Genomic DNA, 22,034 nt, shown 5'->3' with positions numbered 1-22,034 from the left:
AGGCGTCGGCGCTGGTGCGGTCCCGGGGCCCTGGCGGGGCGCCCCTGCTCAGAGCCGCACCGGCAGCCGCAGCAGGTGGAAGCCGTCGGCCGGCCAGTGGCCGAACTGCAGCTCGTCCCGTCCGACGCCGAGCGCCGCGTCCGGCCGCCGGATGAGCACCTGGTCGAGGACCACCGAGGTGACCAGTCGGCCGAGGGCCGCGCCGAGGCAGTAGTGCGCGCCGTGGCCGAACGCCAGGTGGCCGTCGCCGCGCCCGAACTCCCGGGCGATGTCCAGCCGTTCGGGCGTCTCGCCGTACTCCTGCGGGTCGTGGTCGGCGGCCAGCAGGGCGACGGTCACCGGGTCGCCGGCCTTCAGCGCCGTCCCGGCGAACTCGAAGTCCTCGGTGGCGTAGAGGGTGGCGCCGATCCGCACCAGGCTGATGTACCGCAGCAGTTCGGGGACGGCGCGCTCCAGCAGCTGCGGCTCGGAGCGCAGCCGGGCGAGCTGGTCGGGGTGGTCGAACAGGGCGAGCAAGCCGTGGGCGAGGAAGAGGGCGGGCGGGGTGATGCCGGTGTTGATCAGGAGGAACACGACGGTCACCAGGTCGTCCTCGGCCAGCGGCTCCTCGCCGTCGCGGGTGTCGTGCACCAGCGCGGAGATGAGGTCCTCGGTGGGCTCGGCGCGGCGGCGGGCGATCAGCTCCTTGACGTAGTCGACGATGCCGACCAGGCCCTCGACCATCCGGCTGCCGTCGCCGTACGCGAAGTCGCGGATCCATTCGCAGACCCTGGCCCGGTCGGCCGCCTCGACGCCGACCAGCTCGCAGACCACGTACGTGGTGAGCGGGTAGGCGAACTCGCCCAGCAGGTCGGAGGGTTCGTCCTGGGCGGCGAGGCCGGCGATCAGCTCGGCGGCGGTGCGCTCGACGAAGCCGCGCAGGGCGGCGATCCGGCGGGCGGTGAAGGCGCGGGTGAGCGGGGCGCGGCGGCGGGCGTGGTCCTCGCCGTCGAAGAGTGCGAGGTGGCCGGAGAGGTACTTGGCGTAGTCAGCGGGGAAGCCCTCGAAGGCGGCGGCCAGCAGTTCGTCCTGCGGGTCGGACTCGGCGCCGGCCGGGGCGGCGATGCCGCTGCGGTCCCGGACCAGGCGCGGCTCGGTGAGCGCGGCCTTGACGTCGGCGTAGCGGGTGACCAGCCGCACCGGGCTCTCCAGGCCGGGCAGGACGACGTGGGGCAGCTCGGCCTGCTCGCGAAAGGCGGCGTAGGCGCCGACGGGGTTCTCGATGTCCTCGGGGGTCAGCCGGACGGGGGTGGCGGGCGTGCTGGTCACGTGGGTTTCTCGTTTCGTGAGGTGGGGCTTCCGACGTCCCAGAGCCTGCCGGGAGCCGCCTTCAGCGCGGTTTCAGCGCGGTTTCAGGATGCGAGCGTGGTGTCAGGAATCAGGGAACCCGAGCAATTGAACGCGTTCAGAACTCTGGGCTAGGCTGGCCCGAGAAGAAGAGGGGGAACGCATGAAGGTCGTCATTCCCGGAGGAGCCGGCGCCCTCGGCATGCTGCTCGACCGCAGCCTGACCGCCGCCGGACACCAGGTGGTCACCCTGAGCCGCAGACCCGACCGACCCCGGCAGGTCGGCTGGGACGGGCGCACGCTCGGAGCCTGGGCGGAGCAGATCGACGGCAGCGACGTCGTGGTCAACCTCGCCGGGCGCAGCGTCAACTGCCGCTACACGGAGGAGAACCGGCGCGAGATGATGGACTCCCGGGTCCTCTCCACCCGCGCCGTCGGCCTGGCCGTCGCGGCCGCGCGCCGCCCGCCCGCCGTCTGGCTGCAGATGAGCACCGCCACCGTCTACGCCCACCGCCACGACGCCCCGAACGGCGAGCACGACGGCCTGATCGGCGGCGCCGAACCCGACGCCCCGGCCTCCTGGCGGTACAGCATCGACATCGCCCGGGCCTGGGAAGCGGCCCAGGCGGAAGCCGACACCCCGGCCACCCGCAAGGTCGCGCTGCGCACCGCCGTCGTCCTCGGCGCCGAACGCGGCGGCGCCTTCGACTCGCTCTCCTGGCTGGCCCGCCTCGGTGCCGGCGGCCCGATCGCGGGCGGCGCGCAGTACGTCTCCTGGATCCACGAACACGACTTCGCCCGCGCCGTCGACTTCCTGATCGCCCACGAGGAGCTGACCGGTCCGGTCAACCTCGCCGCCCCGCACCCGCTGCCCCAACGCGAGTTCATGCGCGACCTGCGCACGGCCTGGGGCATGCCGCTGGCCCTGCCCGCCGCGCGCTGGATGGCCGAAATCGGCGCCTTCACCCTGCGCTCCGAGTCCGAACTGCTGCTGAAGAGCCGCCGCGTCGTCCCGACCCGGCTGCTCGAGGCCGGTTTCACCTTCGAGTACCCGCGCTGGCCGGCCGCTGCCCGCGACCTCGTCCGGCGCCTGCGCGGGAGGTAGGGAGGCAGCGGGCAGCGGGCAGCGGGCCGGTGTGGCGGGCGGGTTCGTCACGGAGCCGTCACAGCTGCCGGCCCGCGCTTGTCCGGGCCGCGCGCCGACCGCGAGGGTGGGAGCACGACCGGGGAGGGGCGGGATGGCGACGGGACAACTGGCCTTGATACGGCTGGCGTTCATGCGGCGACGGGCGGACGTCATCGGGGTCGGCTGCCTGCCGGCCCTGATCGCGGCGATCGTGCTGAGCTCGACCGGCGCCACGAGCGTCGGGACGACCCTGCTGATCGGCGCCGCAATCGTCGCCGCCGTGACGGTCGGCGCGCCGCGCACGTTCTGGCTGCGGGAGACGGAGTCGGGCCTCACCGTGGTGCGCCTGCTCGTCGCGAAGCACTACACCTGGTCGGAGATCCGGGGGATGGCCATGGACTTCGACGAGGAGCAGGAGAACAGCGCCCATCGGGTCCGTCTGCGGCTGCGGCTCGTCGACCCACCCGGCCGGTTCTGGGGTCCGCTCCTCGGCGAACTCACGATCGACGACGACGACCGGCCGCGTGGAGTCGAACCGCGCGCCCTCGCCGAGCTGTTCGCCCTCTTCGGCCGGCACGGCCTGCCCGTCGACCGCCCGGAGTTCGCGGACGCCGTGCTCTCCGCCCACGGCCTGCCGCCGCTCCCGCCCCCACCCGCACGGACCGTGCCGGTCGGGACGGTGCCCACGCCCGGGGAGGCGTACGCGGACGCGCCCGCCGTCGCGGAGGAGAACCGGCACCTCGACGCGTACCGGCGCAGCGGCAACGAGCCGCCCCGGCGGCGGCGCGAGTACCTGCTGCGCCGCGCCGCGCTGTGCGACCGGCTGGCGGTGGGCACCGGCGACGCGGACCTGGAGGAGGTGGCGGGCGCGCGGTTCGCGGCCGAGCAACTGGCCGACCACGACGGCGTCACCGCCGACGGCGACCCGCGCGGGTACGTCCGCCGGCAGTACCTGGACTGGAGCCGACGATCGGGCCGCTGACCCCCTGCTGACCCGGCTGGGCCCGGACCCGCCAGAGCTGCCAGAGCTGCCCGGGCACGGAGGCGTGATCAGCCCCGGGTCGGTCCCGCCCACGCCAGCAGGCGTTCGCGTGGCCAGGTGGTGACCAGCCGTTCGGGGCCGAGGCCGAGGCGGGCGGCGCGGGCGTACCCGGAGGTGAACCAGTGGAGCTGCTCGGGCGCGTGGGCGTCGGTGTCGACGGCGAACAGGCAGCCCGTCTCGGCCGCCAGGCGCAGCAGCTCGTCGGGCGGATCGCGGCGCTCGGGGCGGCAGTTGATCTCCACCGCCGTGCCGGCCTCGGCGCAGGCCGTGAAGACGGCCTCGGCGTCGAAGCGGGACGGTGGCCGGCCCCGCCCGGTGACGATCCGCCCGGTGCAGTGCCCGAGGACGTCGGTGCGCGGGTCGCGGACCGCCGCCAGCATCCGGGCGGTCATCGGCTCCGGGTCGGCGCGCAGCTTCGAGTGCACGGAGGCCACCACGAGGTCGAGCCGTCCGAGCAGGTCCGGCTCCTGGTCGAGGGAGCCGTCCTCGAGGATGTCGCACTCGATCCCGGTCAGCAGCCGGAACGGGCCGTCCTGCTCGTTCCAGGCCGCGACCGCGTCGAGTTGGCGCCGCAGCCGTTCGGGTTCGAGGCCGTGGGCGATCGTCAGCCGGGGCGAGTGGTCGGTGAGCGCGGCCCAGCGGTGCCCGAGAGTGCGGGCGGCCTCGGCCATCTCCCCGATCGGGCGGCCGCCGTCGGACCAGTCGGAGTGCAGGTGGCAGTCGCCCCGCGCGGCGCCGAGCAGCTGCCACCCGGCGGCCGCGGCGGGCCCCGCCTCGGCCTCCAGCCGGGCCAGGTACGGCGGTGTCACGCCCGTGGAGGCCTGCGCGATGACCTCGGAGGTGACCGGTCCGACGCCCCGCAGCCGACGGACCCGGGCGGCGTCCACCGGCCCGGGCGCCAGGCCGTGGACCGCGTCGGCGGCCGTGTGGAACGCCCGGACCCGGTAGGGCGAGGCTCCGTTCCACTCCAGCAGGAAGGCGATCCGCCGCAGCGCTTCGGTCGGGTCCACGGCCGTGACCGCCTCAGGGCGCCGCGAGGGTGAGCGCCGCCAGCTCGTCGACCACGGCGGTCAGCCGGCCCCGGCGGCGCAGCGCGCGCCGCTGGCGGTCGGCGCCGGTGCCGTGCCGGTGGATCCGGGTGAGGGCGGCTTCCACCGTGGCCAGGTCACCGGCGGCGGCCAGGCCGGGGGCGGCCCGTTCGAGGAGGCGGTCGGCGAGCGCGGCCATCGGGACGTGCCGTCCGGTGAGCGGGTCGACGCCGTTCCCGGACAGACCGCTGCGGGCGGCCTGCCAGTGGGAGGCGCGGACCACCGCGGCCGGACACACGGGGGCCGGCCGTCCCTCGCCGATCTCGTCGAGCAGGACGACGGCGAGCCCCCGCAGCAGCGCGGCGAGCAGCAGGACGGTCCGCAGGTCTGCGTTGACGTCGGCGACCCGGACCTCCAGCGTCGGGACGTGCTCCGACGGCCGGGCGTACCAGTAGACCATCCGGCGGTCGAGCAGGACGCCGGACCTCACCAGGGCGGCCACCAGGGCCTCGTACTGCTCCTCGTCCAGCACCGGGGCCGGGCCGACGGTGGGCCAGCGCGCCCACCGGACGGTGCGCCAGCTCGCGTACCCGCTGTCCCGGCCGTCCGTGAACGGGGAGTTGACCGCGATGGCCTGGACGACCGGAAGCCAGGGACGCAGGTGGTTGCCCAGTGCCAGCGCCTGTCCGCGGCTCACCGTCCCCAGGTGGACGTGGCAGCCGCAGAGCGCGCCGGCGTAGCCGTCGACCACCCCCTCGTAGCGGGCCGCCATCGCCCGGTAGCGCGGGTCGTCGGTGACCCGGCCCGGCCGCGGGTCGCCGAGCACCGGCGTGCCCGAGGCCACCAGCAGGCAGTCGGCGTCGGCCGCCGCGGCCGCGACGACCGAGCGCAGGCGGACGAGGTCGGCCCGCAACTCGTCGAGCCGGGTGGCAGGCTGCGTGCACACCTCCACCTGAACGGCGAAGAACTCGGCCTGGACCTGCTCGCCCAGCACGGTCGCGGCGTCCGCGATGACCTGGGGCGCACGCTCGGCGGGCAGCCGGGTGTGCCGGTCGACCAGCAGGAACTCCTCCTCCACCCCGAAGGTGGGCAGAACCGGCCTGGCTGCTCCCCCGGTGACCGCGGCTCGCCGCCCCGGGGCGGGTGCGCCGCACGCGGCGCCCTTGACGTCGATCGGCCCGGGCCCGGCGTCGGTCGCGAGGCCGGGGCTCGGAGGGATGTGGATCCGCATGGCGGGCGTCTTGCCGGGCGGCCGGCGCCGAAACGTCGTCCGACGGGCCTGCGCCCGAGGCTGCTGCCGGCCCCGCGCCCGGGCGCGTGCAGGCGCGCGTGTAGGCGCAGGAGCGCCGGGCAGACGCTGGTCATGGACGAGGACCAGGCGGCCTGCCGGGCCACCTCCGGGACGGACCCGCCGGGTCCGGCACCGCGGGATCCGGGTGGGTCCGGCGACCCCGGATCGGCGTGAGGGGGACGGTATGGACCTCTTCGGACATGTGTCGCTCCCACGCCCCGTCGGGGCACCGAGCGCGGAGGTGAGCAGGAGGCTCGTCTTCCCCGGCCGCGGCGGCAGTTGGGTCGGCGCCGGTGCGGTGCAGCGCAGCCGTGTGTTCAGCCGGCAGGTGCTGCGGTCCTGGCACTGGCTGCCGACCGCCGACGAGGAGCGGCAGTTGGTGGTCGAAGATGTCCTGCTGATGGTCTCCGAGCTGGTCACCAACGCTTGCATGCACGCCCCCGGCGGCCCGCGTGAGCTGCGGTTGCGCTGGGACGGCGAGCGGCTGCGGGTCGAGGTCGCGGACGCGAGCCCGGTGCCGCCGAGGCTGCGCCCGTACGCCGACCCGGGTCGGCCGGGCGGGCACGGGCTGCGGGTGGTGGAGCGGCTCTCCCGGTCCTGGGGCTCGGAGCCGGAGGGCGGCGGGAAGCGGGTCTGGCTGGAGGTGGCGGCCCCGGTCCCTCTTGTCGACCATGGCGGAGAACACGAGCTGACGGGTCATGAGGGCCGTACGGGACCCCGGGGGGCGTGACCCCGGAGGACGTGACCCCGGAGGCGGCACCGGCACCGGCACCGGTTAGGCACCGGCACCGGTTTGGCGCCGGTGCCGGCCGGGTGTCGGTCGGCTCGGCTCAGTGGCCGAGCGCGTTCGCCAGCTCGCGTTTGTTCATCTTCGAACGGCCCTTGATGTTGCGGTGCTTGGCCTCGTTGTACAGCTGGTCGTAGGTCGGACCCTGGGAACCGCTGTGTGAGCGCTTCCCGCCGCGGTGGCCGGAGGACACGTCATTGATCGAGCTGCGGCTCGCGGTCTCCGACTCGCCGTGCCGGGCGCGCTCCTTGTTGACCGTCCGGGCGGCGATCTCCTTGGCCCGCTTCTCGCTCTCGCCCCGGTCGAGCGCGCTCTCCTTGATGTGCTCGTACTGGCGCTCCCGCTTGGGGCTGGATCCTCGGGGCATGATGCCCCTCCTTTCGTGGCCGAGGTGGTTCGAGGTGTGACGGGATCGCGACTACCCGTACAAATCAGAAAAAAACGATCGAAACATGAATTCAATGTCGTATGTCGGGTAGAACCTCATGCAGCGGCCACGACCGGATCCGGCCGCTCCAGCACCCGCCGGGTGCCACCGGGACCGCGCTTGAAGAAGCCGGGCACAGGTCCTGGGGGAAGAAGCCCCCGACGCGCGAACGAAAGCTCGCGCCCCGTCGCCGGGCGTTCACCCCGATGCCCAGGAGAAGTCAAGTGTCCACCTCACTGGAAACAGCCCGCCAGGATGCCGTCACGCCTCCCGTTCTGCCCGCCGACCTGCCGGATCTGCCTGCCGACCTCCCGCCGAGACCCTCCGAGGCCGAACTGAGGTCGATGGGGAAGACGGAGGCCCGCGAAATCAGCGACGCCCTGTTCGAACGTCTGGCCGGCCTCGCCCGGGAATCCCACGCCTACAGCTACGTCCGCGGCACGATCATCGAACTCAACATGCCGCTGGTGCGCTTCATCGCCGCCCGCTTCCGGCACCGCGCCGAGGACATGGAGGACATCCTCCAGGTCGGCACGATCGGCCTGATCAAGGCCGTCGACGGCTACGACCCACAGCGCGGCGTCGAGTTCGTCACCTACGCCATCCCGACCATCACCGGCGAGATCAAGCGGTTCTTCCGCGACACCTCCTGGCCGGTGCGGGTGCCGCGCAGCATGCAGGAGCTGTACCTGACCGTCGCCCGCGGCTCGGACCGCCTCGAACAGGAACTCGGCCGGCTGCCGCAGCCCGAGGAGCTCGCCGAGGGCCTGCACCTCACCGTCGAACAGGCCACCGAGGGGCTGCTCGCGGGCCGGGTCTACCGCCCCAACTCCCTGGACGCGCTGCGCGACCAGGACGCCGACGAGAGCGGCAGCGCCCTGCTCGACCGGCTCGGCAGCTACGACCCGGGCATCGAACTCGTCGACTTCCGCACCGCCGTGCGCCCGCTGCTCGCCGACCTGCCGCGACGCGAGCAGATCGTCCTCAAGCTCCGCTTCTGGGACGGCTGCACCCAGTCCCAGATCGCCGAACGCATAGGCGTCTCGCAGATGCACGTCTCCCGACTGCTCAGCGCCACCCTCACGCGGCTGCGCGAACAGCTGGAGGACCGCGAGGCCCCCGGCTGGACCGACGAAGTCGAGGAATCCGAGGAAGCCGACGAGGCCGAGGAAGCCGATTCGCCTCGCGACCCGGACGGACCGCACGACCCGGACGGACCGCACGACCCGGCCTGAGACCGTCGGCCGGCGCCGAGGGCGCTAAGCGAGAGCGTCCCGAGCGTACGGCCACGTCCGGCGGACCGAAGGAGGACCAGGTGACCACGACCGCGGCGGCGCTCTTCGACGTCGACGGGACCCTGCTCGACACGGCCTACTTCCACGCGCTCGCCTGGTGGCAAGCCCTGCGACAGCACGACCGGACGGTCCCGACCGCCCGGGTCCACCGGGCGATCGGCATGGGCGCCGACCAACTGCTCGACCACCTGCTCGGCGAGGACCGCGACCACGGCGACGACGACGCGATCACCGCCGCCCACGACGCCCTCTACGCCGCCCACTGGCCCGCGATCACGCCACTGCCCGGCGCTGCCGACCTCCTCCACGCCTGCGCCGCCCGGGGCCTGCGGGTCGTCCTGGCCAGCTCCGCCTCCGAGCGGGAACTGACCGTGCTGCGCCGCGCACTGGACGCCGACGACGTGATCGCGGCCGCCACCACCGCGGACGACGTGGCCGCCACCAAACCCGCGCCCGACCTCGTCCGAGCCGCCCTGGACCGTGCGGGCGCGGCCCCCCGGGACACGGTGTTCGTCGGCGACACGGTCTGGGACATCGCCGCCGCCGACCGTGCCGGGGTGCCCTGCGTCGCTGTCGAGAGCGGCGGCTTCTCCGCGCAGGAACTCCTCGGCGCGGGCGCCGCCGAGGTCCACCGCGACACCGCCGAGCTGCTTGCCGACCTCGACAGCAGCCTGCTCGTGCAACGGCCCGTGGGCTGACGGCGCCACGGCCGCCCTGTCGCCGGCCCTCGGTACGGCGGGGGAGCCGCCCAGGGGCTCCCTGCTCGCGGGCAGGTGCGTGCTCGCCGGGGCATCCGGGTCGCTCGCCGTCCGGTTGGGGCCCGCCCGTCGCGTTAGCGGCCGCGCACCCCGGGCACCCGCTACGGCGGACCGAAAGCACCCTGCGGACCGGGAGTACTGCGTAGACCCGGAGCACTGCGCAGACCCGGAGTACTGCGCGGCGACGAGGCGGAGGGTATGGAGGCGGAGCGTATGGAGGCGAAGCGTATGGAGGCGAAGGGCATGGACGGGCGGCAGCGGGACGTACGGTTCGGCGACCACCCGGCGGCGACGGGCGGCCCGCCCGCCCCGCGCGGGCCCCTGTCGGCGGCGGTGCTCGCGCTGGCGGGCGCGGGAGCGCCCGGTGCCGGACGCCTGCTCGCGCCGCCCGGGCCCTTCACCCACCCCTGGGGCGAGGACCACCAGCTCGCTCTCCACCTCTGCTACGAACTCCACGACCGGGGCCTGCCGGGCGTCGACCCCGGCTGGGAGTGGGACCCCGAACTCCTCTCGCTGCGACGCTCGTTGGAACGGCCGTTCCTCGCCGAGGTGCGCGCGGAGGCGGACCCCGTCCCGCCGCTGGGGGAGGCGCTGGAGCGGGCGCTGACGGATCCCCCAGACGGCACCGGTCCCTCGCACTTCCTGCTGGCCGAGGGCGAACTCCGGCACGCCCGCGAGTACCTGGTGCACCGCTCGCTGTACCACCTCAAGGAGGCGGACCCGCAGCTGTGGATGCTGCCGAGGATCCACGGCCCCGCGCAGGCGGCGCTGATGGCGATCCTGTACGACGAGTACGGCGCCGGACGGCCCGAACGGGCGCACGCCCTGCTGTTCGCCCGGATGATGACGGCCTTCGGCCTGGACCCCGGCTACCGGCACTACCTGGACCTGGTTCCCGCGCCGACCCTGGCGGTGGTCAACCTGATGACGCTCCTCGGCCTGCACCGGGCCCTGCGCTTCGCGGCGGTCGGGCAGTTCGCCACCATCGAGATCACCTCCTCGCCCGGATCGGCCCGGCTGGCCGCGGCGCTCGAACGGCTCGGCGGCGGCCCGGACGGCACCCTCTTCTACCGCGAGCACGTCGAGGCGGACGCCGTCCACGAGCAGTTGGTGCGGCGCGGGGTCATCGAGGAACTGGTCGCCGCGGAGCCGGAGTCGGCGAAGGACGTGGCGTTCGGCATCGCCGCCGCCGCGGTCGTGGACGGCCGCTTCGCGGACCACCTGCTCGACTGCTGGCGGGCCGGGCGGACCTCCCTCCGCTCACCCCTGCCCGACGGCCCCGCCCTGCCCGACGGCCCCGCCCTGGCCGCCGGTCCGTCCTGAGCCCCGCCCCGGCCGGCCGCGCCTGCGGTGGCTGGTGTCGCAGAACGGGTAGATCCGGCTCCGGCGGCAGGCGCACAGCGCCACCACGGGGCGCTCGGAGACCCGGACCGTGCCGTCCGGCAGGACCACCTCCACCGGGCCCTCGACCAGCAGGGGACCGCCCGGCACGACGACCACCCTGGTCGCGTCCCGGTCAGCGTTCGCGGACACCGCGCACCACCACCAGCTCCTCCTCGCGCTCACCCGGCCGGATCAGCCCGCGCCGCTCGAACAGCGCGGCCCGTGCGGTCATCACCGGCCCGAACCGCTGCCGCCGCCGGGCCGCCACGTGCACGCGCAGCCCCGCCGCGCGCAGCAGCGCGAGGGTGGCGGGGACGTCCGCGAGCGAGGACTGCACGAGCAGCAGCACACCGCCGGTGGCGAGCAGGCCGGGGGCCGTCCGGCAGATCCGGTCCAGGACGAGCCGCCCGTCCGGCCCGGCGTCCCAGGCCAGCGCGGCGCCCCGGCCGGCCGCGCCCGCGGCGGGATCGACGGGGACGTACGGGGGATTGGCGGTGATCAGGTCGAACCGCCCACCGGCCACCGGGGCCAGCAGATCGCCCCGGCGCAGCCGGATACGGAGGTGGTGCAGGCGGCTGTTCAGCCAGGCGGTCGCGACGGAGCGGGCGGACAGGTCCACCGCGGTGACCTGCGCCCCCGTCCGCGCGGCCACCAGCGCGACCGCCCCCGTTCCGGTGCAGAGGTCGAGCACCCGCCCGGAGGCGTCCAGATGCTCCCGGCGCACGCACCGGGCCAGCAGCCGGGTGTCCCCCTGCGGGGGATAGACCCCGGGTGGTCGAAGCACCAGCATGACGAGTGTCTTTCCGGTCGTTTCGTCCGCACCGTCAGGCCCGGGCAGGCGCGGCGGCGCGGGTCGGGCCATCGGACGACGGCGGTCGTTTCCTCCAGGCGTGCTCCCCGGGCGGCTGCCCCCCGGTCGTGGGCGCGAAACGCCGCCCGGTGACGCGGTCAACCGGCTCCAGCCAATCAGCCCTGGTCAACCGGCCCCAACCAACCGGCGCCAGTCACCTGCCCCAGCCAACCGGCGCCGGTCACCCTGCCCCCGGCAGCCGCACCTCCAGGTGCCCCGAGAGCACCCGGGTCTCCAGCACCGGCTGCGGCGCGGTGGCCGGACCGTGCACCACCTGGCCGTCCCGCAGCCGGAACTCGCTGCCGTGCCACGGGCAGCGCAGGCAGCCGTCGGCGACGGTGCCCTCGGACAGCGGCCCGGACAGGTGGGCGCAGCGCTCGGCCAGCACGTGGCAGCTCTCGCCGTCCCGGACCACGACCACGGCCAGCTCACCGGCGGTCCGGCGGACGGCCCGGTCGGCCGGGAAGTCCTCCAGCGGGCCGAGGCCGACCCAGTCGGCCGGCGCCAACCGGGGGACGGCGGCGGCCCGGTCCGGTCCGGCGGCCTGCCGGTAGGACAGGTGCGCGCCGAGCGCGGCCCCGGCCGAGACGGCGCTCAGCCCGGCCAGGCCGAGCGCCCGGCCGCGGACGCGGTGCCCCCGGCAGCGTGCCAGCAGCGACCCGGCGTAGAGCAGTACCCCGGTGGTGTTGGAGAGCGCGTGCACCAGGCCGGTGCGGCGGCGCGGCGGATCGAGCCGCGCCCAGTCCACCCAGCCGGCGAGCGCGGCGGGTCCGGCGGCCAGCAGCCCGGCCGCCACCAGGGTGCCCGCCGACCGGCGCCCGCCCGGGGTGAAGTCCAGCAGGGCGGCGGACGTCCAGCAGCCCAGGGGGAGCTGGACCAGCGCCGGGTGGAGCGGATGGCCGAGCCACACACCGTGCAGGGCGTCGCGGTACGGCCCGAGCGGGAGTGCCTCGGCCGCGTCGGCGAGCGGCTGGGCCGGGGCGTCGAGGAAGTCCCAGTGCTCCGGCGCCTCCAGGGCGCGGCGCAGCCGACGGGACCAGCGGTGGGTGTGCAGGGGTGAGGTGTCCATACCGAGCGGCTAGCCGGGCACGGGCCGGCCAAACCCCGGAGCCGGGTGGTGTCAGCCGGGTGGTGTCATGAGCCGATCAGGGTAGCCGCGCGGGGCAGGCCGGGCCGGGTCGGCGGCCTGGGGGACCCGGTCGCGATCCTGGCGGGCTGACCACCGTCCCGGCCCTCTCGGCCCTCTCGGCCCTCTCGGCCCTCCCGGACCCGACCGGGGCCGGGACGGTTACACCGGGGCCCTCCGGGCAGACGCGCGGTCGGCCGGGAAATGACCCGGCCCGTACCAGCGAGGAGGCCACGGATGAGCATCGTGAAGGAATCGGTCGACGTCGACGTCCCGCTGCACACCGCCTACAACCAGTGGACCCAGTTCGAGGAGTTCCCGCGCTTCATGGAGGGCGTCCAAGCGGTGACCCAGCTGGACGACCGGCACAACCACTGGCGCACCAGCATCGGCGGCGTCAGCCGCGAGTTCGACACCGAGATCGTCGACCAGCTGCCCGACGAGCGGATCGCCTGGCGCACCACGGACGGCGAGGTCGAGCAGAAGGGCGTGGTGACGTTCCAGCGGCTCGACGAGGGGCGCACCCGGATCAACATGGCCATCGACTTCCGGCCCGAGGGCATGGTCGAGAAGGCCGGCTCCGCGATGGGTGCGGTCGACCGGCGGGTCAAGGGGGACCTGAAGCGGTTCAAGGAGTTCATCGAGCACCGCGGCCAGGAGGAAGGCGGCTGGCGGGGGCGGATCAGCCCCGGCTGATCCCGGCTCCGTCCCGTGCGGCAGCATCCCGTGCGGCTCCGTCCCCAGGGGCGGAGCCGCACGGGTGTGCGCGACACCCGGGGACCGACGAGCCGCTTCCCGGGCCGCCGCCCACACCGGCCCGGTTGGCCTCGGCCACGCGGGGTAGGCGCGGCGGCATGGAGGACATCGGACCACCGACCGGCGATCCCGCCGGCGACGACGCGGACCAGTTGGACCTGTGCGACCACTGCGGACTGGCCGTCGCCAACGCCGACCTGCTCGGCGCCCTGGTGCCGGATTCCTCCGCGCTGCACCCCACCGACCCGGACCTGGACGGCAAACGCATCCTCATGGCCTGCTCGGTCGACCACCTGGCCGCCCTGATCGAGGACTACCGCCACCGCCCCTTCGTCCAGGAGGAGCAGTGGGCCGGCAAGGTCTGCCGAGCCATCGCGGACAGCGACGAGCCCGTCCCGATCAGCGTGGTCGCCCGACTGAGCGGCCTGTCCGAACACCAGGCGGTGCAGGGCGTGGAATGGCACAACGCCCGCGCCCGGGAGTGGCAGAAGCGCTACGGCGGCCACGGCGAGCACTGACCGCAACGCGGAGGAACGGTCCGGGGCGGGCGCTGCCCCCGTCGCCGGGCCGCGTTTGGCCGGGAGCCGTCCGGGGACACGCCCGGGCGATGGGGGAAGACCATCGACAAGGAGACACACGATGTCGAACGATGCCATCGTCCTGCTGCGGGAGGACCACAAGGAAGTCCGCCGCCTGTTCCGCGAGTACCGGGGACTCGTCCAGGGCGACGGCGACGGCGGCGCGCAGGCGCGGCACGAGAAGGTCGAGCAGATCGTCGAGGCGCTGACCGTCCACACCTACCTGGAGGACGAGCTGGTCTACCCCAGGATCCGCAAGGAGGTGCCCGGGCTCGCCGAGACCATGGACCGTGCCAAGGAGGAACACCACGTCGCCGACCTGCTCTGCGAGGAGCTGAGCCGGATGGCCCCCGACGACGACGGCTACGACGCCAAGACCGCCGTCCTGATCGACGCCGTCGAGCGGCACATCGAAGAGGAAGAGGACGACTGGTTCCCGAAGGTCCGGGCCGCCCTCGGCCGCAATGAGCTGCGGGAGATCGGCGAGCGGATGCAGGCCGTGCGCGAGACCGCACCGCGCCGACCGACCTCCGGTGGTGTGCTGCGCCGCATCGCCGACGCGCTGGAGGGCTGACCGCCCGGGAACGCGGAAGGAATCGACCCCTCACCAGTGAGCCTCACCGGTGAGGGGTCCGTTCTCGAGGTCTGAGGGCCGGGAGGCCGGTCATCCGTCCCCCCGGCCCCGGCCGCCGCCGCCCGACTTCTTCCCGCCCCCCGACTTCTTCCCGTCTCCGGGCTCTTTCCCGTCGCCCTCGGGCCCTTCCTCCTCCTGGAAGGACACGTCGACGTGCTGTTCGGGGCGGCGTTCCTCCTGCCGGGCGACGGAGGACAGGACCGCCTCGTCGGCGTCCGTGAGCGGCGGCTGCAGCAGGCTGCGCGGCCAGAGCCGGCGGGCGAGCACGACGTTGGTCTCGGCCGCGTACACGGTGACCTGGGCGGCCAGGTAGAGCCAGAAGAGCAGACCGATCACGGTCGCGAAGAAGCCGTAGATCTGGCTCGCGTGGCGCAGCTCGTGGGTGACCAGGAGTGAGCCGCTGGCCTGGAGGGCGGTGAACAGCGGCCCGGCGAGCGCGCAGCCGGGCCACAGTGCCCGGGTGGGGACCTCGCGTGGGGTGAGCACCCGGAAGCAGGCCAGGCACAGGGCGGTGTTCAGCAGCGCCGAGACGATCAGGCCCCCGATCCGGGCGGGCACCCCGCCCAGGGCGGTGCCGAGCAGCGAGGCGGCCGCCGTGCCCAGTACCAGCCCGGTGCCCAGCACGGCGAACAGCAGCAGGCTGCGCGCCAGCCGGGGCAAGTAGCCGGGCCGCTGCACCCCGGGGATGTTCCAGACCTCGGCCATGGCGTGCTGGAGGACCTGCGCGATGCCGAGCGCCCCGTACAGCATTCCGAGCGCGCCGATGAGCAGGGCCAGGCCACTGCCCTGGAGGGAGTGGACGTTCTGGCGCAGTTGGTCGCCGATGATCGGGAAGTCGGCGAGCGCGGAGTCCACGACCGAGCGCTGGGCGCCGGGATGGCCGTGCAGGACGAATCCGAGCACGGTGCTGAGCAGGAGCAGCAGGGGGATCAGGGCGACGAAGCCGTAGTACGTGATCAGGGCGGACAGCAGCCCGCCGCGGTCGTCCCCGTACTTGCGTACGACGCCTACCACCACGCCGGAAGCCCGGTGGCGTTGCTGGAAACCGTCCACGCCCCGCAGGGCTCGTTCGATCGGGTTCACATCCGGCGTCTGCCCCCGCCGCGCGGGCCGACACCCGCGGATCTCCGGTCGTCGGCACGGATTGCTCCGCCGTGGGCCGGGCACGCGCGAAGCGACAGCGGACGCAGCACGGGACAGCAGAACACAGCACGGGACGAGGAGGCAGCTGTGAACGGGATCCCCCAGGGCGGTGCGCGAAGGGTGCCGCCGCGTCGCCGGCCGCGCCCGGCGTCCTGACCGGTCCGGCGACGGGAACGGCGTCATGGCCTTCCAGCATCCATCCGAGCGCAGCCGTACGGGCCGGGGCCGGTTCGAACGGTTGGCGGAGGCGGCCTCCAACCTCACCAGCTCCCCGGCCTTCTACGCGGCCTGCGTGCTCCTGGTGCTGGCCTTCGTGGCGGTGCACGCCGCCGGCCTGGCCCTGGAGTGGCAGATCCTGGTCGGGGACACCATGACCGCGCTGAACCTCCTGCTCCTGACCCTGCTCAAGAACGCCGAACGCCGAGCGGAGCACGCCGTTCAGCGCAAACTCGACGCCATTGCCACCGCCCTGCTGCGGCAGGCCGACGGGAAGGACCCGGGCGATGCCCGCAGCGCACTCGAAAAGGCCATCGGCATGGAGGAGGAGGTCTGAGCCCTGAGCCCGGCGGTCACCGCACCACTGAAGGCCACCCTGGTGGAGGCCACCCTGGCCGACACGTTGACGGAAGGACGATTGCCATGAGCGTTCCCGAGGCGAACGAAACCCCGCAGGTCGACGACGAGACGCGCGAGCGGTCCTCGGAGCAGCGGAACATCACCGCCCCCACACCGCCGGACGTCCGGGCCAAGGGGGAGGACGACGACGAGCCCGAGCCGCCCGCAGCCGACACCCGGGCGCCGTGACAGACCCGCGCCCGCGCCGGCCGGGGCCGCCCCGGCCAGGACCGTCGCCCCGGCCATGGCCGGGGCGACGGTCCTGCGAGGGGTATGGCTACCACCGGTACCACCGTCGGCCGCCGCCGCGGTCACCCGAGGTGAACACGAAGCCCAGGACCCACAGCACCAGGACGGCGAGCGCGATCCACCACAGGATGTGTATGGCGAAGCCCGCGCCGCCCAGGATGAGCGCGAGCAACAGGACGAGAACGAGAATGAGCATGGGGATCGTCCTTCCACGGGGAGCGAGCCGTTCGGCAACAGCGTGTGCCCGCTTCGGCCGCGTCCATGCGTGGCCCCGTCCGTACGTGCGGCATCGGGCCGTCACTGGGAAGGCGCGGAGCCGACAGGAGGTGCGAGCGGTGAGCTGCGACGATGCCGTGCTGGGCGGCGTGCTGGCCCGGCTGCTGGCCCGTTCCCGGGAGGGCGGGGCGGCGGAGCTGCCCGGGCTGGTCCGGGAGGCGGCCCGCGCGCTGGGCGCGGACGGGGCGTGGGTCTTCCTGGCCGACGTCCAGCAGCGGCACCTCGTCCCGCTGCCCGGTTCCGAGGACGGGGCTGACGGCCACCAGATCGACATCGAGGGGACGCTCGGCGGCCGCGCCTACCGGCTGCAGCAGACCCAGCTCTCCTCGGGACCGTCCACGGTCGGCTGGTTCCCGCTGGTCGACGGAGTCGAGCGGATCGGCGTCCTGCGGATCGAAGGCGGGGCGCGGGACCGGGGCACGATCGACGGCTGCGAGGCGCTGGCGGCCCTGGTCGCGCTGCTGGTGGTGTCGAAGAGCGCGTACAGCGACGTCATCGTGGAGGTCGGCCGCAGGGAGCGGATGAGCCTCCAGGCCGAACTGCTGTGGGCCTTCCTGCCACCACGCACCATCGGCACTCGCCACGTCACCTCCAGCGCCGTCCTGGAACCGGCCTACGACGTGGGCGGGGACGCCTTCGACCACTCGATGGCGGGCAGCCGCCTGCACGTGTCCCTGTTCGACGCGATGGGCCACGACCTGGCCTCCGGTGGCGCCAGCTCGGTCGCGCTGGCCGCCTGCCGCTGCACCCGACGGGCCGGCGGCGGCCTGGCCGACATCGTCCGGGCCATCGACCGCACGCTGGCCCAGTGGATCCCCGACCGGCTGCTGACTGCGGTGATCGCCGACCTCGACACGGCCACCGGCGAACTGGCCTGGGTCAACTGCGGCCACCCGCCGCCGCTGCTCATCCGGGACGGCCGTGTCGTCCCGGACGCCCTGCGCCGGCCCGCCGAACTGCCGCTCGGGCTCGGCTTCCACGAGGACGGTCCGCAGCCCGTCCACCACGCCAGACTGCAGCCCGGCGACCGGCTGCTGGTCTACACCGACGGGGTCACCGAGGCCCGCTCGACCTCCGGCGAACTATTCGGGGAACACCGCCTGACCGACACCCTCGTCCAGCACATGGCCGGCGGAGACCCCGCCCCCGAGGCCCTGCGCCACCTGATCCACGCCCTGGTCACGCACCAGGACCACCAACTGCGCGACGACGCCACCATCCTGCTGGCGGAGTGGCACCCGCACCGGCCCGGGCCCTGAGCTCTGGTCGGGCCCTGAGCTCTGGTCCGGCCCCGAGGCAGGCCAGGGCCCTGCGGCAGGCCGGCGCCCTGAGGTCGGCCGGAGGGTGTTCGCGGACTACGGCTCCAGCAGCCGGTCCAGCACCCGGCCGAACACGACGCCCCCCAGGGCAGCGATGACCGGATCGGCGAACCGGGGCAGACCGGCGATCCGCAGCTCCTCCGCCCAGACCGCCTCACTGCCGCCGTCCACGGCCCGGACTCGCAGCACGGCCCCGCCACGCACCGGGCGGCCGCGCTTGACCAACCGGCAGAGCCCGTCGCGCCCGGGTGCGGGAGCGGCCAGCTCGACGATCTCCATCGGGTCGTCGAGTCGCAGCGGCCCGACGGACGTCCGGGCCAGGACGACGTCGCCCGCCTCCCGGCCGGTGCCCCGCGCGACGCCGACCCGGGTGAACGGCACCCGCTCCCCGTGCCGGGGCCAGGCCGTCAGCCGCTCCCAGCAGACGGCCGGCGGCAGCGGCGAACGGCGGGTCAGGACGAAACGGGCCATGAGGCCCACCGTAGTGCCGCCCGGGCGCCGGGTGCCCGTCCGCAGGGTGCGCGCCCGCCCCGGAGAGGTGCCCGTCCGCAGGGTGCCCGTCCGCTCCGGCGAGGTGCCCGACGGCGTCGCGGTCCACCGAGGGCTGCGCACGCCGGCCGCGACTCCTCCGGCACGCAGGGGAGTCGGTCCTCGCGCGGGTGCGGGCACGGCCTGCCGGGCGGGTCACGTCCGCCCGCCCAGTAGCGCCGCCACTGCCGCCAGGTCGCTGTCCTCGCCGAGCAGCACCACCAGTGGCGGGTGGGCCGGGGGGCCCAGCCGGGCGATCTCGTACGCGGTCACGCCGAGCCCCGGCGGGGCGACGAGTGCGACCGGCGCGCGGGACTCCAGCAGCGGGCCGAGTACCGGCCGGTAGGCGGCGGCCGGTGGGTCGGTCTCGACCGGGCGCAGCACACCGAGGGCCTGCGGGCCGGGCCAGCCGCGGGCGGCGCCGGGGTAGCGGGTGCGCGGGACGCCGGGCGGGGACAGCAGCAGCACCCAGCCCGCGCCCGGGCGGGTGGCCTGGCGCAGCACGTCCAGCCGCACCGCCGGGCTGTCCGCGCCCGGGACCCCGGAGCCTGCTGGGCCGCCCGGGCCGTCCGGGCGGCCCGCGGACTCCGCGGCGCCGCCCCCGGGCTCGCCCAGCCGTGGCGCCGGCTGTCCGGCGAGCGTGGTGCGCAGCACCTCGGTGGTGCTCAGCGCGCTCGGCAGGTCCGGGAAGCTGCGCAGCAAGTGGGCGCTCTGGCTGAGGAGTTCGACGGCGTCCTGGTCGGCGAGCAGGGCGCGGTCGTGGGTGGTGGTGAGGACCAGGCCGCCGGTGGTGTCGTAGTGGGCGGCGAGGGTGATCGGGTACGAGGTGAAGGTGCCGGCCGGTGCCGGGCTCTCCACGTGGATGCCGTGTGCGGCCAGGTCGTTCTCCAGCCGCAGGTGGTGCGTCGCGGTCGGCTGGTGTTCCAGCACGACGAGGCTATTGGGCCGTGGTCCGCGTGAGCCGGCGGTCCAGTGGTGTGCCTGCCCGGGGGAGACCCACTCGTACGCGGCGAGGTCGAGGACCCCGTCGCGCAGTGCCGCGAGCAGTTGCGGCACGGTGGTGCCCGGGTGGACCCGGACGGTGATCGGCAGCGGGTTGCGCAGCGCGCCGGGCAGCCGGTCGATGCCGTCCAGCGGGATGCCCCGGCCGGAGACGGTCACCGCGAAGCCGACCCGCACGGCCTGGGCCGGGCGGCGGGGCCGGCCGGCCTGCGCGGCGCGGTACAGCAGCAGCGCCCAGGCGGCCTGCAGCGCGCTGCTCTCGCCCGCGCCCGAGGCGGCCGCCCAGCCGCGCAGCCGTACCGCCTCGTACGGGGTGAGCCGGCGCCGGGCTCGGCCGCTGCCGCGTCGGCGCGGGTCGGGGGCGAGCGGCAGGACGGCGGTGGCGCCGGGCCGGGTGGACCAGAACTGCCGTGCGGCGTCGGTGTTTTCGGCCTGCAGCCAGCGGGCGTGGTCGCGTATGTCGGGGCGGCGCTCGCCGCCGGGCAGGACGCCGCCGGTGAGGTAGGCGCGGTAGAAGGACTGCAGCAGCAGGCGCACGCTCCAGCCGTCCAGCATCGCGTGGTGGTAGCTGAGCAGCACCCGGGTGGCGGGTCCCTCGTCGGCGTCCGGCGGGGTGTCGAGCAGGGTGGCGCGCAGCAGGGCGGGGCGGCGCAGGTCGAAGCCGCGTCGGCGGTCGGCGGCGAGCAGTTCGTCCCAGTCGGCGGCGTCGTGCGGGTGCCGGGTGACCTCGGGGGCGGCGTGTTCGTGGAGCACCATCCACGGCTCGCGGTCGCGGCCGCCGTGGCGGTCCTCGTTGCCGTTCCCGTCGCCGTCCTCGTCCCAGTCGAAGGCCGCGCGCAGCACCGTCTCGTGGTCGATGACGGACTGCCAGGCCGCCGTGAAGCGCTCGGTGTCCAGCGGCCCGTGCCAGTGCCAGGACAGCTGTTCGACGTGCCGACCGCCGTGGTCCGGCTGCCCGAGGACCTGGCGCAACATCTCCCGCTGCAGCGCGCTGGTCGGCACGGTGACGGGCTCCGGCGGGTGCGCCAGCGCTTGGCGCAGCTCCTCCAGCAGCGCGAGGGCGGGCCCGGGCGGGCCGGGCGCGAGGCCGACGAAGAGCCGCACCGGGCCGTGCGCGCCGTGCGTGCCGTGCGTGCCGTCCGAGTCGTGCGGGCTGTCCGGGCCGGACCTGCCGTCCCGTGGGTCCTCGACCAGGACCGCCCGCAGTCGGGGCCCGGTGGCGAGGCTGCGCCCCAGCTCGGTGAGCAGCCGGTCGAGGTCCTCCGGGCCGTCCGCCGTTCGCTGCCACAGCAGGTCCGCCCCGGTGCCGCCCGGCTCCGGCAGGACGGCCTGCAGAGCGGCCTCCAGCGCGGCGCGCAGCACGTCCGGCCGGTACGTCCGGTGCAGCTCGACCAGCAGGAACTCCTTCGCCCGGGCGGGCCGGACGGCGGCCGGCCGGGGCCCGGCCGCCGTGCGGGCCAGTGCGGCGCTCACCGCCCCGGCGTCGAGCCGTCTCGGCGGGCGGGCGGCGGGCAGGCAGGGCTCGGGCGCGGGTGCGCCGGACACCAGCAAGGTGACGGGTGCGCTGGAGAACTGACGGTTCGTCATCACTGATCAGGGCACCGGAGCCCGAGTCCTTCCCGTGGGCCGGCCAGGATCGCGCCGGGGTTACTGGGTGGCGAGGCCGCCGCAGACGTTGAGTGCCTGGGCGGTGATGCTGGCGGCGGTCGGGGTGGTGAGGTAGCCGGCCAGCGAGGCGACCTCCTCGGGGGTGGTGTAGCGGCCGAGCGGGATGTGCGTCCGGAAGTGTTGGTGGATGGTCTCGGGGGTGGTGTTGTAGGCGGTCGCGTACTCGTGGTGGATCCGGGTGGTGTGCGGGGTCTGGACGTAGCCGGGGCAGATGGCGTTGACGGTGGTGCCGGTGGGAGCCAGCTCCTTGGCCAGCGCCCGGGTGAAGCCGATCACGGCGTGCTTGCTCGCGGTGTACGGCGCGCCCAGGGTGACGGCCTGTTTCCCGGCCGTGGACGCGATGTTGATGATGCGGGGGTGCGTGGTGCTGGTGATGTGGCCGTGCCGGAGGGTTTCCCGGGTGACCAGGAAGACGGCGTTCAGATTGGTGTCGATGACGTCGTACCACAGGTCGTCGGTGGTGGTCGCGGTGGGCCCGCCGCCGGTGCGTCCGGCGTTGTTGACCAGCACGGTGATCGGGCCGTGTTCGGCGACCGCGTGCCGGATCAGCTCGGCGACCTGGGCGGGGTCGCGGACGTCGCACGGCAGGCCGTCGGCCTGGTGGCCCTCGCCGCGCAGGGTGGCCAGCGCCTGGTCGATGTGCTGGGCGGTGCGGGCGCAGATGAAGACACGGTGGCCGCGGCTGCCGAGTTCGCGGGCGATGGCCAGGCCGATGCCGCGGGTACCGCCGGTGATCAGGGCGAGGGGTTGCTCGGGTGCGGTGGTCATGACGCGTCCTGTGGGTGAGGGCTGGGAGAGGTCGGCGGGCGCGGCCATCCGGGCGGGGC

At 74.7% G+C, this 22,034-nt stretch carries 24 protein-coding genes; 12 read left to right on the top strand and 12 right to left on the bottom strand.

The features are described 5' to 3' along the window. Window positions 1-48 precede the first annotated feature (48 nt). Entirely contained in the window at window positions 49-1,308 is a 1,260-nt protein-coding gene (locus tag ACZ51D_RS00370) for a cytochrome P450 (protein ID WP_465614917.1), read from the bottom strand. 181 nt (window positions 1,309-1,489) lie between these two features. Here ACZ51D_RS00370 and ACZ51D_RS00365 point away from each other — a divergent pair, with 181 nt between their 5' ends. Both ACZ51D_RS00365 and ACZ51D_RS00360 read left to right on the top strand, forming a co-directional pair. Next, a complete protein-coding gene (locus tag ACZ51D_RS00365; RefSeq protein WP_465614918.1) occupies window positions 1,490-2,431 on the top strand; it encodes a TIGR01777 family oxidoreductase in 942 nt (313 codons plus the stop codon). A 133-nt stretch (window positions 2,432-2,564) separates the two neighbouring features. Next, window positions 2,565-3,434, top strand: a complete 870-nt coding sequence (locus tag ACZ51D_RS00360) for a hypothetical protein (RefSeq protein WP_465614919.1) — start codon at window positions 2,565-2,567, stop codon at window positions 3,432-3,434. A gap of 68 nt (window positions 3,435-3,502) precedes the next feature. Here ACZ51D_RS00360 and ACZ51D_RS00355 read toward each other — a convergent pair whose 3' ends face one another. Further along, window positions 3,503-4,504: a PHP domain-containing protein gene (locus ACZ51D_RS00355; protein WP_465614920.1), complete on the bottom strand. Its 1,002-nt coding sequence runs from the start codon at window positions 4,502-4,504 to the stop codon at window positions 3,503-3,505. A 13-nt stretch (window positions 4,505-4,517) separates the two neighbouring features. After that, window positions 4,518-5,753 carry a carboxylate-amine ligase gene (locus ACZ51D_RS00350; RefSeq protein ID WP_465614921.1) on the bottom strand — a complete coding sequence of 412 codons (1,236 nt, stop codon included), beginning with the start codon at window positions 5,751-5,753 and terminating at the stop codon, window positions 4,518-4,520. Between the two features lie 301 nt (window positions 5,754-6,054). Here ACZ51D_RS00350 and ACZ51D_RS00345 point away from each other — a divergent pair, with 301 nt between their 5' ends. After that, window positions 6,055-6,543, top strand: coding sequence for an ATP-binding protein (locus ACZ51D_RS00345; protein WP_465614922.1), 489 nt, complete (start codon window positions 6,055-6,057; stop codon window positions 6,541-6,543). 100 nt (window positions 6,544-6,643) lie between these two features. On the opposite strand, the gene ACZ51D_RS00340 is transcribed toward ACZ51D_RS00345, so the two are convergent. Then, window positions 6,644-6,967 (bottom strand): plasmid stabilization protein, encoded by a 324-nt coding sequence (locus ACZ51D_RS00340; protein WP_360510044.1) that lies wholly within the window; start codon window positions 6,965-6,967, stop codon window positions 6,644-6,646. Window positions 6,968-7,233: 266 nt separating this feature from the next. Here ACZ51D_RS00340 and ACZ51D_RS00335 point away from each other — a divergent pair, with 266 nt between their 5' ends. The 3 genes from ACZ51D_RS00335 (at window position 7,234) to ACZ51D_RS00325 (ending at window position 10,403) form a co-directional block, all read left to right on the top strand. Further along, window positions 7,234-8,262, top strand: a complete 1,029-nt coding sequence (locus tag ACZ51D_RS00335) for a SigB/SigF/SigG family RNA polymerase sigma factor (protein ID WP_465614923.1) — start codon at window positions 7,234-7,236, stop codon at window positions 8,260-8,262. Window positions 8,263-8,342: 80 nt separating this feature from the next. Then, window positions 8,343-9,020: an HAD family hydrolase gene (locus ACZ51D_RS00330; protein ID WP_465614924.1), complete on the top strand. Its 678-nt coding sequence runs from the start codon at window positions 8,343-8,345 to the stop codon at window positions 9,018-9,020. A gap of 303 nt (window positions 9,021-9,323) precedes the next feature. Continuing rightward, the gene (locus tag ACZ51D_RS00325) at window positions 9,324-10,403 is read left to right on the top strand and encodes an iron-containing redox enzyme family protein (RefSeq protein WP_465615282.1); all 1,080 of its coding nucleotides are present in this window, start codon (window positions 9,324-9,326) and stop codon (window positions 10,401-10,403) included. On the opposite strand, the gene ACZ51D_RS00320 is transcribed toward ACZ51D_RS00325, so the two are convergent. From ACZ51D_RS00320 to ACZ51D_RS00310, 3 genes are all read right to left on the bottom strand, one after another. Next, window positions 10,341-10,613: a CDGSH iron-sulfur domain-containing protein gene (locus tag ACZ51D_RS00320; RefSeq protein ID WP_360510048.1), complete on the bottom strand. Its 273-nt coding sequence runs from the start codon at window positions 10,611-10,613 to the stop codon at window positions 10,341-10,343. The two genes, ACZ51D_RS00325 and ACZ51D_RS00320, sit on opposite strands and share 63 nt — an antisense overlap. Continuing rightward, window positions 10,597-11,253, bottom strand: a complete 657-nt coding sequence (locus ACZ51D_RS00315; protein WP_465614925.1) for a HemK2/MTQ2 family protein methyltransferase — start codon at window positions 11,251-11,253, stop codon at window positions 10,597-10,599. The genes ACZ51D_RS00320 and ACZ51D_RS00315 overlap by 17 nt, the downstream gene beginning before the upstream one ends. Window positions 11,254-11,494: 241 nt before the next feature. Next, on the bottom strand, window positions 11,495-12,382 hold the full coding sequence (locus tag ACZ51D_RS00310; RefSeq protein WP_465614926.1) for a Rieske (2Fe-2S) protein: 888 nt from the start codon (window positions 12,380-12,382) through the stop codon (window positions 11,495-11,497). Window positions 12,383-12,676: 294 nt separating this feature from the next. On the opposite strand from ACZ51D_RS00310, the gene ACZ51D_RS00305 reads away from it, so the two are divergent. The 3 genes from ACZ51D_RS00305 to ACZ51D_RS00295 all read left to right on the top strand — a co-directional run bounded on the left by ACZ51D_RS00305 (window position 12,677) and on the right by ACZ51D_RS00295 (window position 14,347). Then, entirely contained in the window at window positions 12,677-13,135 is a 459-nt protein-coding gene (locus tag ACZ51D_RS00305; protein ID WP_360510051.1) for an SRPBCC family protein, read from the top strand. A 158-nt stretch (window positions 13,136-13,293) separates the two neighbouring features. Beyond that, window positions 13,294-13,713: a hypothetical protein gene (locus tag ACZ51D_RS00300; protein WP_465614927.1), complete on the top strand. Its 420-nt coding sequence runs from the start codon at window positions 13,294-13,296 to the stop codon at window positions 13,711-13,713. A gap of 121 nt (window positions 13,714-13,834) precedes the next feature. Then, window positions 13,835-14,347: a hemerythrin domain-containing protein gene (locus tag ACZ51D_RS00295; protein ID WP_465614928.1), complete on the top strand. Its 513-nt coding sequence runs from the start codon at window positions 13,835-13,837 to the stop codon at window positions 14,345-14,347. A gap of 90 nt (window positions 14,348-14,437) precedes the next feature. Here the strand turns inward: ACZ51D_RS00295 and ACZ51D_RS00290 are convergent, their stop codons facing one another. Then, the gene (locus tag ACZ51D_RS00290; RefSeq protein ID WP_465614929.1) at window positions 14,438-15,490 is read right to left on the bottom strand and encodes a YihY/virulence factor BrkB family protein; all 1,053 of its coding nucleotides are present in this window, start codon (window positions 15,488-15,490) and stop codon (window positions 14,438-14,440) included. Window positions 15,491-15,731: 241 nt separating this feature from the next. Here ACZ51D_RS00290 and ACZ51D_RS00285 point away from each other — a divergent pair, with 241 nt between their 5' ends. Both ACZ51D_RS00285 and ACZ51D_RS00280 read left to right on the top strand, forming a co-directional pair. Then, window positions 15,732-16,103, top strand: coding sequence for a low affinity iron permease family protein (locus ACZ51D_RS00285; protein ID WP_360510055.1), 372 nt, complete (start codon window positions 15,732-15,734; stop codon window positions 16,101-16,103). 86 nt (window positions 16,104-16,189) lie between these two features. Further along, on the top strand, window positions 16,190-16,354 hold the full coding sequence (locus tag ACZ51D_RS00280) for a hypothetical protein (protein WP_465614931.1): 165 nt from the start codon (window positions 16,190-16,192) through the stop codon (window positions 16,352-16,354). A gap of 88 nt (window positions 16,355-16,442) precedes the next feature. Here ACZ51D_RS00280 and ACZ51D_RS00275 read toward each other — a convergent pair whose 3' ends face one another. Further along, the gene (locus ACZ51D_RS00275; protein ID WP_465614932.1) at window positions 16,443-16,610 is read right to left on the bottom strand and encodes a hydrophobic protein; all 168 of its coding nucleotides are present in this window, start codon (window positions 16,608-16,610) and stop codon (window positions 16,443-16,445) included. 139 nt (window positions 16,611-16,749) lie between these two features. Between ACZ51D_RS00275 and ACZ51D_RS00270 the strand changes: the two genes are divergently transcribed. Next, window positions 16,750-17,949, top strand: a complete 1,200-nt coding sequence (locus tag ACZ51D_RS00270; RefSeq protein WP_465614933.1) for a PP2C family protein-serine/threonine phosphatase — start codon at window positions 16,750-16,752, stop codon at window positions 17,947-17,949. A 96-nt stretch (window positions 17,950-18,045) separates the two neighbouring features. On the opposite strand, the gene ACZ51D_RS00265 is transcribed toward ACZ51D_RS00270, so the two are convergent. The 3 genes from ACZ51D_RS00265 to ACZ51D_RS00255 form a co-directional block, all read right to left on the bottom strand. Beyond that, window positions 18,046-18,480 carry an SRPBCC family protein gene (locus tag ACZ51D_RS00265; protein WP_465660606.1) on the bottom strand — a complete coding sequence of 145 codons (435 nt, stop codon included), beginning with the start codon at window positions 18,478-18,480 and terminating at the stop codon, window positions 18,046-18,048. Between the two features lie 213 nt (window positions 18,481-18,693). Then, window positions 18,694-21,126 (bottom strand): condensation domain-containing protein, encoded by a 2,433-nt coding sequence (locus ACZ51D_RS00260; RefSeq protein ID WP_465660604.1) that lies wholly within the window; start codon window positions 21,124-21,126, stop codon window positions 18,694-18,696. 60 nt (window positions 21,127-21,186) lie between these two features. Then, entirely contained in the window at window positions 21,187-21,975 is a 789-nt protein-coding gene (locus ACZ51D_RS00255) for an SDR family NAD(P)-dependent oxidoreductase (RefSeq protein ID WP_465614936.1), read from the bottom strand. Between the last annotated feature and the right edge of the window lie 59 nt (window positions 21,976-22,034).

The organism is Kitasatospora sp. NPDC033851, assembly GCF_055576085.1.
This window is presented reverse-complemented; position numbering and strand designations above follow the sequence as displayed.

Excerpts from the sequence above, each read along its gene's own strand:
- ACZ51D_RS00280 (WP_465614931.1), top strand. The coding sequence starts at position 16,190 with ATGAGCGTTCCCGAGGCGAACGAAACCCCGCAGGTCGACGACGAGACG.
- ACZ51D_RS00315 (WP_465614925.1), bottom strand. The coding sequence starts at position 11,253 with ATGCTGGTGCTTCGACCACCCGGGGTCTATCCCCCGCAGGGGGACACC.
- ACZ51D_RS00365 (WP_465614918.1), top strand. The coding sequence starts at position 1,490 with ATGAAGGTCGTCATTCCCGGAGGAGCCGGCGCCCTCGGCATGCTGCTC.
- ACZ51D_RS00325 (WP_465615282.1), top strand. The coding sequence starts at position 9,324 with ATGGACGGGCGGCAGCGGGACGTACGGTTCGGCGACCACCCGGCGGCG.
- ACZ51D_RS00340 (WP_360510044.1), bottom strand. The coding sequence starts at position 6,967 with ATGCCCCGAGGATCCAGCCCCAAGCGGGAGCGCCAGTACGAGCACATC.
- ACZ51D_RS00305 (WP_360510051.1), top strand. The coding sequence starts at position 12,677 with ATGAGCATCGTGAAGGAATCGGTCGACGTCGACGTCCCGCTGCACACC.
- ACZ51D_RS00350 (WP_465614921.1), bottom strand. The coding sequence starts at position 5,753 with ATGCGGATCCACATCCCTCCGAGCCCCGGCCTCGCGACCGACGCCGGG.
- ACZ51D_RS00255 (WP_465614936.1), bottom strand. The coding sequence starts at position 21,975 with ATGACCACCGCACCCGAGCAACCCCTCGCCCTGATCACCGGCGGTACC.
- ACZ51D_RS00335 (WP_465614923.1), top strand. The coding sequence starts at position 7,234 with ATGCCCAGGAGAAGTCAAGTGTCCACCTCACTGGAAACAGCCCGCCAG.
- ACZ51D_RS00285 (WP_360510055.1), top strand. The coding sequence starts at position 15,732 with ATGGCCTTCCAGCATCCATCCGAGCGCAGCCGTACGGGCCGGGGCCGG.
- ACZ51D_RS00300 (WP_465614927.1), top strand. The coding sequence starts at position 13,294 with ATGGAGGACATCGGACCACCGACCGGCGATCCCGCCGGCGACGACGCG.
- ACZ51D_RS00310 (WP_465614926.1), bottom strand. The coding sequence starts at position 12,382 with ATGGACACCTCACCCCTGCACACCCACCGCTGGTCCCGTCGGCTGCGC.
- ACZ51D_RS00260 (WP_465660604.1), bottom strand. The coding sequence starts at position 21,126 with ATGACGAACCGTCAGTTCTCCAGCGCACCCGTCACCTTGCTGGTGTCC.
- ACZ51D_RS00360 (WP_465614919.1), top strand. The coding sequence starts at position 2,565 with ATGGCGACGGGACAACTGGCCTTGATACGGCTGGCGTTCATGCGGCGA.
- ACZ51D_RS00265 (WP_465660606.1), bottom strand. The coding sequence starts at position 18,480 with ATGGCCCGTTTCGTCCTGACCCGCCGTTCGCCGCTGCCGCCGGCCGTC.
- ACZ51D_RS00295 (WP_465614928.1), top strand. The coding sequence starts at position 13,835 with ATGTCGAACGATGCCATCGTCCTGCTGCGGGAGGACCACAAGGAAGTC.
- ACZ51D_RS00275 (WP_465614932.1), bottom strand. The coding sequence starts at position 16,610 with ATGCTCATTCTCGTTCTCGTCCTGTTGCTCGCGCTCATCCTGGGCGGC.